The sequence below is a fragment of the Thermodesulfobacteriota bacterium genome (genome assembly GCA_039028315.1).
In the GTDB taxonomy this organism is placed as follows: domain Bacteria; phylum Desulfobacterota_D; class UBA1144; order Nemesobacterales; family UBA2774; genus CR02bin9.
In genome coordinates, this window is sequence record JBCCIH010000079.1 from 1 (window position 1) to 10,182 (window position 10,182).

Genomic DNA, 10,182 nt, shown 5'->3' on the forward strand with positions numbered 1-10,182 from the left:
AATTGAGCCGACGAACTCACCTTCTGACAGGGTAATATGGGTGCCGATTGACCAGTTCTATCAAATTTCCGGCCATGTTCTAAGGGGAGCCGGAGAAGTATACGAACCACAGCCGGGCCAGGAGATACCTGATAAACACAAGGAAGTAAGTGCGGTGATGCTAAAGTTAAAGACGCCTCAGGCAGGTTTTCTTCTTGACAGAACCATTAATAAACAAGGAAATGTCGCTACTCTAGCCTGGCCTATCGGAAGGGTTATGGCAGAACTATTTGGAAAACTAGGATGGATCAATAAGATCCTAACTTTAGTTGCCTATTTAGTGATTTTGGTTGCTGCGGGATCTATACTTTCTAGCATCTATAACACAATGAATGAACGCAAGCGCGAGTTCGCAATTCTAAGAGCTCTTGGAGCTAAAAAGAATACAATATTTACTGCTATAATATTAGAATCATCCACTATAGCTACAATCGGCGCCTTGTTCGGCTTTATAGTCTACGCATTAATTTTAGGTAGTGCAGCAATAATCATAAGACAGCAAACAGGTGTTGTGCTTGATGTCTTTAAGTTAGATTGGATCTTACTACTAACGCCTATATTTATGATTATAATTGGAGCAATAGCTGGAATAATTCCTGCAATAAAGGCTTATTCAACCGATGTTGCAACTAATCTGGTGCCTGCAAGTTAATATAAAGAGAATTCAATACATTTATATGTATTAAGGAGATAAGCTATGAAATCAATCTATGCAATAACTGTAATTGCGATTTTAACAATCTTTGGTTTAGCTTCCGTTGCTGATGAGGAGCATCATCATCACAAGCACCATGCCCCTCACGACGGTACATTGGTAGTACTAGGTGAGGAATTTGCTCATCTGGAATTTGTTCTAGATAAAGAAACTGGGAACATTACGATATATGTATTGGATGGTGAGGCGGAGAATCCAATACGTATAGAGCAGCAAAGCATTGAACTAAAAATAGTTACAAAAGAAGATAACAGTAAGACTCAGATCTCTATATTAGAATTTAATCCGGTATCCAACGTACTCACGGGTGAGAAAAAAGGCGATTCTTCTGAATTTTCAGCTCAATCAGATCAACTTAAAAATCAGAACAGTTTTGATGCAGTTATCTCTGAGATTACAGTGAGTGGAGTTGAGTTCAAACAGGTGGAGTTCGGTTTTCCGGAAGGTAATGAATAAATCAATATTATAATTTAAACTATTTAGGAAATGACTGGTAAAAAAAATATACAATGGAGTAGAGTTATGGTCAGAGTTCTAATGATTTTTTGTCTGATATTCCTTGTTGCATTAGGTGTCCACTACAGACCAACTCAAAATTTTGATTACTCATCGCCTGCTAATGCTGTCCAGACAGTAAACGGGCTAACTAAAGTCAATTTCGATTTTTTGGGTGGATACAGATATGAGGGAGAAAAAGATATACCTCCAACAGTAAAAGAGCTCGATGGAAAAAGGGTTGAAATTAAGGGATTTATGCTCCCGATAGACTTTGATGGTGCGGTTGTGACTAGTTTTATGCTAATGAGTACTCAGGCCGGCTGCTGCTTTGGTGTTATACCCAGGGATAATGAGTTTGTTTATGCTGAGTTCCCCAAGGGTAAATCTACAAAATTTCTAATTGATGTTCCTCTAAATGTAACTGGGGTGCTTCACATCGGGCGAGACACTCTAGTTGGGGGCGTATATTCGATGACTGTTGAGAGCGTAAGAAAGGATTAGTCATCATCATGATACGGTCTTGCACATGAAATTTTTTTGTATATGAATTTAATTCTCTAGGCAAGTGTTACATATACCTGAGAAATAAAAAATGTGGTCTGTAATCTTGTAATCAAATTTATCCTCTACATTATCTTGTATTTTTTCTGCAAAGCAATCATCAAATGTTTTTATTTCAGTGCATTCTTTGCAATATATGAAATGAGAGTGTTCCATTTTAGCACTATAAAAATAATTTCCTTCCGAAGAAAATGAAATAGTCTTCACATATTTATTTTTGCATAAATAATCAAGGGCCCTGTATACGGTTGAGAGGTTGGGTTTTGATTGAAGCATCTGATATATCTCTTTGGCTGTTAGCGGCTGTTCTGATTGCTCAATGTATTTGAGTATTTCCTTTCTTAAGTTAGTAAAACCTCTTTTCATCACATGACCTCATAATATTTTGTCTATGTCTGTAAGACTTCAACTTAGGACCAAATAACAAGTCTATTAATACAAATCTTACTAAAACTTACATTGGTTTTCGGCCTTTTATCTAATACCATTTTAGCATAATGCGAATTCTTTGCGCAAATCATTTGCATATCTGTTTTGACATGATATCATTTCTGAAACCAACATGCAAATGGTTTGCAATATCAGTTGGTGGAAGAATATAAAATGAAAAAAAATTCATACGATGTAGTAATTATTGGTGCAGGAGCCGCGGGTATTGGAGTCGGCGCTTTGCTTCAATTGCTTGAGATAAATAATTTCGTAGTGCTGGAGCGCCAAGAGATAGGGGCCTCATTTGGCATGTGGCCTCAAGAGATGAAATTTATATCCCCATCATTTCCAGGTCATGGATTTGGAGCGCTGGATTTAAATGCAATCGTTCCTAATACATCACCAGGACATGTTTTAAAATCAGAGCATCCGAGTGGAAAAGAATATCAAATATATTTACGCAGTGTCGCTAAGCATTTTGAACTGCCTGTAGAAACGGGTATTGATGTGCTAAGTCTTCAAAGACATTCTTCAAAACGTAAAGGGTTTACTCTAGAGACAAACCAAGGGACTATATCGAGCCGTACAGTAATATGGGCGGCAGGAGAGTTTCAGTACCCAAACCTAAATTCAATTCCTGGGGCCGAGCACTGTATTCATAATTCAACTGTGAAATCATGGAAGGAGTATAAGGGAAAGGATTACATAGTTATAGGAGGTTTTGAAAGCGGAATAGACGCTGCTGTAAACCTTGCTCTTAATGGAAATAAAGTAAGGGTTTTTGACAAAGAGGAAGCATGGAATTCAGAAAGCAGCGATCCTAGCTGCAGCATATCAACTTATACATACGAGCGTTTAAGATGGGTTATGGATAAAGGATTAATTACACTTCATGGCAATTCCACAATCAAAAAGATCGAAAAGTCTGGTGATGGTTTCATCATCACCAACGGCAAAGAGAAAATACGTACGAAAAACCCCCCAGTGCTAGCGACTGGATTTAAAACAAGCTTAAGCTTGATACGCGACCAATTTGAATGGGAGGAGAAAGAAAATTACCCACTTCTTACCGAAAGTGATGAATCTACAATTACTCCTGGCCTATTTCTTGTAGGTCCCAATGTAAGACACGACGACTTAATATTTTGTTTCATTTACAAATTCAGACAGCGTTTTGGTGTTGTAGCCCAAGAAATTGCAAAACGTATCGGTCATAAGGATATAGATACTTCTGTCTTTGATTTTTACAGGGATAAGGGGATGTTACTCGATGATTTGTCTTGTTGTGGAGACGAGTGTGCTTGCTGATGAATGAAGAGGAAATCTCATACTCATGATAAATCAAAAAACTTACAAACAATTGATCCGCGGCCTGGAGCAGCAGCTTTGGTTCTTTGGCCAGGACACAGCAGTTCGTGAAGACAATCTGTTTGAACAATATGGATTTTCCCGCTACCGCACCCCGGGGCACGGTGGAAGCAGTCGCTATAAAATAACTTGGTGTGATAGAACCGTGGATCTTCACAGTTTTTGTGTCGGTATCTATGGAGATAATCATGATGGGTTTCTTTTTGTACGCGCACATGACCAAGCCTACTGTTACCTTGGCGAAAAGCCTCCCCTGCCGGGCCGTTATCGAAGTTCTTTTCTAATGCTTCCTAAGGATAAAGAGAGTAAAGGGCGTTTTTATGAAGCTTCTTGCGAATTTCTGGAGTGGATTGAAGATTATGAAAGCTGGATTGATGCGACTTATGGAAAGGGCTATCGTCTGGATTGTTATGCACGATATCACCGCAAATGGCTGGCGCCGGATCAGGCACGTAAGTGGTTTCGAGAGTACAGAGAATCGCAGAGCAAGATAAAAGTATCTAAGACAGCATAAACTTTAAATATGACAACTATGGCTTCAGTAGTATTAACAGGACTTGAATCGTCAGGTAAATCATCGATCTTTCGAGGGCTTACGCGAGGAATGAGAGGGGAAGAATCCAACTTCCGGGGCTCAACTGTAATGGTTCGTCAATGTTACTTGCCTGAATGCGAGTGTAATCTTTTGGATACGCCAGGCATACGTATACAAAGCGACAGCCAGACAACTCGCCTTGCATTTGAGCAGGTAGATTCATCAGATACGGTTCTTATAGTTGCTCGTGGTACACATATTCAAAGTGAATTAGAAACTATTTTTCATGAACTCAAAGAAAATCTCGTAAACAAACAAGTGGCAATTGCGATTACTTTTGAGGACAAAGCACCTTTAGGTATTTATAAAGCTGCAGAGCATTATGAGGAAACTCTCGGCATTCCTGTTGTGGTGTTGAATGCACGCAGTCTTAGTGAAAATAATCGTGTTCGGCTGATTGATCTTATTCAACAGGCTAAGAAATTCGACAATATCCTACCTATCATAACTGCGCCTGAGGGCATTATTACAATCACGCCGCAAACTACATGGTTTGAAAACCGTACGCTTGGTTCTTTTCTAGCTCTTTTAACCTTGCTAGCCTTTTTTGCACTACCGGTGATGGCTGCTTATTATCTCGCTTCATGGCTCCAGCCTATTGTTGATGAGGCATTAATTACGCCACTTAAAACTTCACTACAAGGACTACCTATTTTGATCCAGACAATTCTAATTGGAGATTATGGCGTTCTGACACTGGGTTGGTATTCATTTCTTTGGGCTTTTCCAGTGGTTGCTTTCATTGGGTTAAGTGTAGGGCTTTTGGATGAGACAGGATTAAAAGACAGGATAACTGCTGCTCTTGATCCTTGGCTCAGAAGAATTGGATTGAGTGGAAGGGATTTGGTCCCCGTTCTTACAGGGTTTGGATGTAATGTTGTGGCTGTCTTTCAAAGCCGTTCTTGCAGTTCATGTACGCGTAATAATTGTATTTCCATGATTGCTTTTGGTTCAGCATGTAGCTATCAAATCGGAGCCTCGCTTTCACTATTTGGTTCGTCAGGAAACCCGTGGCTTTTCATGCCTTATCTTGCTGTGCTTTTTATAGTTAGCGCTGTTCATACGAGAATCTGGTATGGCGCACTCCCAGAGGATTTCTCTTCTTCATTAAATGAAAGGGCATTTCTTCAAAAACCATCATGGAAGGGGTTATTTTGGAAACTCCGGGCAGTGATCGAACAATTTCTTTTTCAGGCGATGCCTATATTTCTTGTCATTTGTGCAGTCGCCGCCATGCTGCAGTATTGGGGCGTGCTAGATCTCTTATCTCAATTGGTATCACCGGTGACAAAAATATTTATGCTGCCGCCGGACACTACGCCTGCCATTATTTTTTCAATCCTGCGCAAAGATGGTTTGTTAGTATTAAATCAGGGAGATGGTCTTCTCCTTCATTCACTCTCTGTTGGGCAGGTCTTTGTTCTGGTATATCTTGCATCGACTTTGACTGCATGTCTTGTGACTTTGGGGACTGTGTATAAGGAAACCGGAGCTGCAAATGCCATTCGTCTGTCTTCGCGGCAAGCTATTACTTCAATTGTATCTGCTTTATTAATTGTAATTATTCTCCGTGTCTTTTAATAAATTGTTGGAGGAATTTTATGTCTGTCTTAAATGATAAATTATTTGGCTTGAGAACGGATGTGGAAGAAGTCGAAGAAGGAAGTGCTCTCGCTCCTAAGTTTGATGAGAACGGATTGATTCCGGTTGTGACCACAGATTTTAATACGGGTGAACTCCTGATGCATGCTTATATGAATAAAGAGGCTTTGATTGAGTCGATTATAACAGGAGAAGCTGTTTACTGGAGTCGCAGCCGCCAGGTGCTTTGGAGAAAGGGGGCAACAAGCGGATTCGTACAAAAAATCAAACATATGATTGTTGATGATGATCAGGATTGTTTATGGTTGCGCGTTGAAGTTGCAGGCGGGGCCAGTTGTCATGTTGGTTATCGCTCTTGCTTTTACCGTGAAATTCCAATCGGCTTGAGTGATAAGGATCTACACAAACCTTTGAAGCTGAAATTTCTTGAAACAAACAAGGTGTTTGATCCTGAACAAGTATATGGGGATGCTCCGAATCCTACAAAGCTTTAAGTTAGTACAAAATAAGAAGAAGCTTAGAAAATATTAAATTAAGAAAATAAAGCGAATATAAAAAGGAGTAAAAAATGAAAGTCGCATATATATTTCGTTCCAACATGGCATCAACCTATCAATTGGGAAAAATGATACTACCCCAACTTGAAGAAGGTTTTCACGGTGTTGAGGTTGTGGGAATGTTCTTTTTTGACGACAACACTTACGTGTTGCGCTCAGGCGATCCCGTAGGAGAGCGCTTGTCGAAGATCGCAAGAGATAAGGGTATCCTGTTGATGATGTGCGACCAGTGCGCGGTAGTTCGTAACTTGGCTGATGGTACTCTTGAACAGTGTGGTAAGGGTGAAGTAAAAGCTAAAGGAACAGTTGAAGGAGTAAGTGCAGGTTGTTTCCCTCAACTATACGAGGCCTTAAGTGGTAACCTTCCCGACCAGATCATTACTCTTTAGAACGGTGGTCCCATTAACTAATATCTTGAGGGGATTATGGATTAATATAATGAGTGTTTTGCTTTGTATTTATATAACTAGCGGCCTGATTGACCGAATTATTATTAAAACTCATTCTCTGGATACTCCTATTGGTCTTTCGGGCCGCGATATAGTTTGAGCTATAATGGGTATTGTGTCCAATGACCCCGCAATAATCGCAAGGGGTGGATAGTTGATAATTGGAATTATTGCATAAATTATTTAGTGGTGTGAATAAGAATGGATAAACAAGTTCCTGTAACAATCATTAGCGGATTTTTGGGTGCTGGCAAAACAACGCTCCTAAATCATATTCTGAATACCGAAAATGAACGTAAAATAGCTGTTTTAGTGAATGACTTTGGCGAAATCAATATAGATGCTGAACTTATCGTCAATATTGAAAACGAAGTCGATAATACTGTTAATTTAACAAATGGGTGTATTTGCTGCTCGTTAAGTGAAGATCTTCTTGAATCAATACTTAATATTTTGGAGCGCCCTGATTTGGATCATATAATTATAGAAGCCAGTGGAGTCTCAGACCCAGCAGCAATAGCATTAAATTTGCTGTTGCCGGGGATAAGAGAACTAATTAAGATAGAGAATATTATCTCTATAATTGATGCCGAGAATGTTCTTGAGCTTACAAAAGGTCGCTATTCTGAACTTGGAATTGCTCAGATTTCGGTGGCCGATATTTTGATACTAAATAAAGTTGACCTAATCGATAAGGCAAGAGCAGACCAAATTATTAAGAGTCTTAAAGAAATCTTACCAAATTCTCGTATAGTAGAAGCTAGCCACGGTGTAGTGCCTTTAGAGCTAGTATTTGGTCTTGGCGTATATAACCCCGATCGTATTCTTGAAGCAGAACCTGTGAATACTCATGTGCATTCAGAGAATTCCTCTGATCATAACCATGAACACTCTCACCACGGTGATGTGTTTAGTACATGGAGTTATACAACAGATAAAATTTTATCTTATGATAGTCTTCGTACTGCACTAAAATCCCTTCCTACAAATATATTTAGAGCAAAAGGTATTGTTTATCAGGATAAGGAAACAGAAAAGCGCGGAATCGTACATATGGTTGGAAGAAGATGTACGCTATCTTGGGGAAATCCTTGGGCTGAGCAACAACCTTATTCAAAAATCGTCATGATAGGAACGCCGGAAGAAGTAGATCAGAAACAGATAAAAGATCATTTTGATAAACATCTGATCTCTGAATAATAATAGTAATTACCCGCCACCAGTATTTAGAATTGATTAGATTAAGTCAAAATTTATTCTTACTATAATTTCAGATTGCTTAAGATTAACTCAAAAGAAATCTTGTCTTCTAAAATCTAACTCCAAGACCTATCTGTGGTCCAGTGTGCCAAATATTGTATGTAAATTTGTTGCTGCCCGATCCATCTTCATAGTCTATGTATAAAACTCTGTATCCAATATATGGTGTTACTCCCCACCACGGGAGTGTATATCCTATATTTGAGACAAAGTTCCAGTCAACATCCGATGAAAATCCAAGCCCAAATCCTCCGATATCGGTTTTTATCGTTAGGAGCAAGTTCTCTGTGAAGTCGAAAATAAGTCTCGTGCCAACAATGAAGTCAAACCATGTCTGGTCTTCTTTAACGCGCTGACCAACCGTCCCCATTGGAGTATCTATAGTGAAATTTATTTCTGTATTAACGGTCAGTATCCTGCCTCCGCCGTAAAGATCTACAGTCATGGCCGGCCAAGATTTAAGATTGTTTGATTTTGTATTTTCACTCAGTGCTACATCTGCAACTCTATATCCTGCCGCCAGATCCATCAAAAACATTTCTACTTCGACCTTCGATCTTGTAGAACCTATCACTCTAGTTTGGCTACTTTTGGAGGATACTTTCATATATATAGGGTCAACAAAGAATATCCACTTCTTCCACCATAGCTCTAAATGACCCTGAATACCAAAATCCAAATTTGAAAATATATCCCCAAAGCTCACATCAACATCGGCTACTGCAGGTCCTATACCTGCTTCTCCATTCATCCCAGTCAGCCATAGATAGACAGCGGCAAATACTTGCCAGTCTCTAGTTCCGTAATAGCCGGTTTCATAGCTCTGGCCCGATTGATTTTCACCTTGATCACTTGCTTGTGCATATAGATCTTCACCAAAACTAGAATCTTTGTCTCGGATTTTCTCATAGGTATTACTTAGATTGATACTATCTTTTGCATGTGCATGATCCGTAGAAACTTGGGTTAACAGTAGTAGGACTAATATTAGGGAAATCAGGAAATAACTTGTTGGATTGCAAATACAGCATATTCTTTGTTTTCGCATGCTCTAAACTCCTACCGGCCAATGATATCGATTATGTTACTCGATAATCTATGAATGAACAAAACTGTATTTACATATATTCTCCAAACTGTATATTCTTCAACGTAACATAAAGGAGACTAAATATGATTCGTATCTACAGAATTGCTTTTATAGCTTTAACATTATTTCTGCTTATTTCACCTGCTGGTGCTAAAGATGTTGCTAAAGAAAGAAAAGAGATAAACGATAAAACAACTGAGACTCTAAAGCGGTTATACAAACTTCAACCTGAAGCGAAACAAGCGATTAGTGGAAGCTATGGATATGCTGTATTTAGTAATTTTGGTATGAAGATATTTGTAGCAGGCGGTGGTAAGGGAAAAGGGGAGGCTATTAGTAATAAAAGTGGCAAACATACATACATGAAAATGCTCGAAGTCCAGGCCGGTCTTGGAATTGGCATAAAGAGGTTTCAAGTTGTTTTTGTGTTTGAAAACAAAACGGTTTTTGATCAATTTATCAACTCTGGTTGGGAATTTGGGGGCCAATCTACCGTAGCAGCAAAGCTGGACGATGATGGAGGAGCCTTTACAGGCGCAGCGATAGTCTCACCAGGGGTGTGGATATATCAGCTCACTGAGGATGGTCTTGCGCTTGAAGTGACGGTAAAAGGTACTAAATATATGAAAGACGATGATCTAAACTGAGAATAAACACAATAACTTCATATCATAATTCCCTTAAATGCTTGAAAATTTTCACCATCGCTAGCGTGTCTAACTCGCAGTATTCCAGAAGTGATTTTTGAAGTTCAGCTCGCTCTGAACGATTGAGCTCTTCGAATATGGTTCTATGCCAGCCCTCCATGGCATCTGTGCCGCTTTGTATTTCAAGATCTTGATAGGAAAACTCTGGGCACAAAACCGGCAGTACTTTTTTTATCGATGTTTTACCCTTAAATCCTGGGTGTTTATAGTCATCTTTGAATATTCTTTCTAAATCAAATGTTCTCTCGTTTAAGTTTAGAAGAAACTCTTTGTATTCAGGATATATTTCCCCAATTTGCGTGTTTCTCGTGT

At 39.2% G+C, this 10,182-nt stretch carries 13 protein-coding genes; 10 read left to right on the plus strand and 3 right to left on the minus strand.

What is annotated here, in order from left to right:
* The 3 genes from AAF462_06295 to AAF462_06305 form a co-directional block, all read left to right on the plus strand.
* Positions 1 to 691: FtsX-like permease family protein (locus AAF462_06295; GenBank protein MEM7008732.1), on the plus strand; the 691-nt coding region annotated here is incomplete at its 5' end.
* A 45-nt stretch (positions 692 to 736) separates the two neighbouring features.
* Positions 737 to 1,210, plus strand: a complete 474-nt coding sequence (locus tag AAF462_06300; protein MEM7008733.1) for a hypothetical protein — start codon at positions 737 to 739, stop codon at positions 1,208 to 1,210.
* A 66-nt stretch (positions 1,211 to 1,276) separates the two neighbouring features.
* The gene (locus AAF462_06305; GenBank protein ID MEM7008734.1) at positions 1,277 to 1,753 is read left to right on the plus strand and encodes a DUF3299 domain-containing protein; all 477 of its coding nucleotides are present in this window, start codon (positions 1,277 to 1,279) and stop codon (positions 1,751 to 1,753) included.
* Positions 1,754 to 1,801: 48 nt separating this feature from the next.
* On the opposite strand, the gene AAF462_06310 is transcribed toward AAF462_06305, so the two are convergent.
* On the minus strand, positions 1,802 to 2,179 hold the full coding sequence (locus tag AAF462_06310) for a transcriptional repressor (GenBank protein ID MEM7008735.1): 378 nt from the start codon (positions 2,177 to 2,179) through the stop codon (positions 1,802 to 1,804).
* Positions 2,180 to 2,416: 237 nt separating this feature from the next.
* Here AAF462_06310 and AAF462_06315 point away from each other — a divergent pair, with 237 nt between their 5' ends.
* The 6 genes from AAF462_06315 to AAF462_06340 all read left to right on the plus strand — a co-directional run bounded on the left by AAF462_06315 (position 2,417) and on the right by AAF462_06340 (position 8,013).
* Entirely contained in the window at positions 2,417 to 3,550 is a 1,134-nt protein-coding gene (locus AAF462_06315; protein ID MEM7008736.1) for an NAD(P)/FAD-dependent oxidoreductase, read from the plus strand.
* 25 nt (positions 3,551 to 3,575) lie between these two features.
* Positions 3,576 to 4,124 (plus strand): hypothetical protein, encoded by a 549-nt coding sequence (locus AAF462_06320; GenBank protein MEM7008737.1) that lies wholly within the window; start codon positions 3,576 to 3,578, stop codon positions 4,122 to 4,124.
* An 18-nt stretch (positions 4,125 to 4,142) separates the two neighbouring features.
* A complete protein-coding gene (locus tag AAF462_06325; GenBank protein ID MEM7008738.1) occupies positions 4,143 to 5,786 on the plus strand; it encodes a nucleoside recognition domain-containing protein in 1,644 nt (547 codons plus the stop codon).
* 20 nt (positions 5,787 to 5,806) lie between these two features.
* Positions 5,807 to 6,301 carry a phosphoribosyl-AMP cyclohydrolase gene (gene hisI, locus AAF462_06330; GenBank protein MEM7008739.1) on the plus strand — a complete coding sequence of 165 codons (495 nt, stop codon included), beginning with the start codon at positions 5,807 to 5,809 and terminating at the stop codon, positions 6,299 to 6,301.
* A gap of 74 nt (positions 6,302 to 6,375) precedes the next feature.
* Complete coding sequence (locus AAF462_06335; GenBank protein MEM7008740.1) at positions 6,376 to 6,753, plus strand: SaoD/DsrE family protein; 378 nt, start codon at positions 6,376 to 6,378, stop codon at positions 6,751 to 6,753.
* A 261-nt stretch (positions 6,754 to 7,014) separates the two neighbouring features.
* Complete coding sequence (locus AAF462_06340; protein MEM7008741.1) at positions 7,015 to 8,013, plus strand: GTP-binding protein; 999 nt, start codon at positions 7,015 to 7,017, stop codon at positions 8,011 to 8,013.
* Between the two features lie 109 nt (positions 8,014 to 8,122).
* Here the strand turns inward: AAF462_06340 and AAF462_06345 are convergent, their stop codons facing one another.
* Positions 8,123 to 9,121: a hypothetical protein gene (locus tag AAF462_06345; protein MEM7008742.1), complete on the minus strand. Its 999-nt coding sequence runs from the start codon at positions 9,119 to 9,121 to the stop codon at positions 8,123 to 8,125.
* A 125-nt stretch (positions 9,122 to 9,246) separates the two neighbouring features.
* Here AAF462_06345 and AAF462_06350 point away from each other — a divergent pair, with 125 nt between their 5' ends.
* Positions 9,247 to 9,810: a YSC84-related protein gene (locus tag AAF462_06350; GenBank protein ID MEM7008743.1), complete on the plus strand. Its 564-nt coding sequence runs from the start codon at positions 9,247 to 9,249 to the stop codon at positions 9,808 to 9,810.
* Positions 9,811 to 9,832: 22 nt separating this feature from the next.
* Here AAF462_06350 and AAF462_06355 read toward each other — a convergent pair.
* A partial coding sequence (locus AAF462_06355) for a DUF2779 domain-containing protein (protein MEM7008744.1) occupies positions 9,833 to 10,182 on the minus strand: 350 nt, incomplete at its 5' end.

Coding starts and splice junctions, on each gene's coding strand:
- AAF462_06300 (MEM7008733.1), top strand. CDS start 737: ATGAAATCAATCTATGCAATAACTGTAATTGCGATTTTAACAATCTTT.
- AAF462_06305 (MEM7008734.1), top strand. CDS start 1,277: ATGGTCAGAGTTCTAATGATTTTTTGTCTGATATTCCTTGTTGCATTA.
- AAF462_06310 (MEM7008735.1), bottom strand. CDS start 2,179: ATGAAAAGAGGTTTTACTAACTTAAGAAAGGAAATACTCAAATACATT.
- AAF462_06315 (MEM7008736.1), top strand. CDS start 2,417: ATGAAAAAAAATTCATACGATGTAGTAATTATTGGTGCAGGAGCCGCG.
- AAF462_06320 (MEM7008737.1), top strand. CDS start 3,576: ATGATAAATCAAAAAACTTACAAACAATTGATCCGCGGCCTGGAGCAG.
- AAF462_06325 (MEM7008738.1), top strand. CDS start 4,143: ATGGCTTCAGTAGTATTAACAGGACTTGAATCGTCAGGTAAATCATCG.
- hisI (MEM7008739.1), top strand. CDS start 5,807: ATGTCTGTCTTAAATGATAAATTATTTGGCTTGAGAACGGATGTGGAA.
- AAF462_06335 (MEM7008740.1), top strand. CDS start 6,376: ATGAAAGTCGCATATATATTTCGTTCCAACATGGCATCAACCTATCAA.
- AAF462_06340 (MEM7008741.1), top strand. CDS start 7,015: ATGGATAAACAAGTTCCTGTAACAATCATTAGCGGATTTTTGGGTGCT.
- AAF462_06345 (MEM7008742.1), bottom strand. CDS start 9,121: ATGCGAAAACAAAGAATATGCTGTATTTGCAATCCAACAAGTTATTTC.
- AAF462_06350 (MEM7008743.1), top strand. CDS start 9,247: ATGATTCGTATCTACAGAATTGCTTTTATAGCTTTAACATTATTTCTG.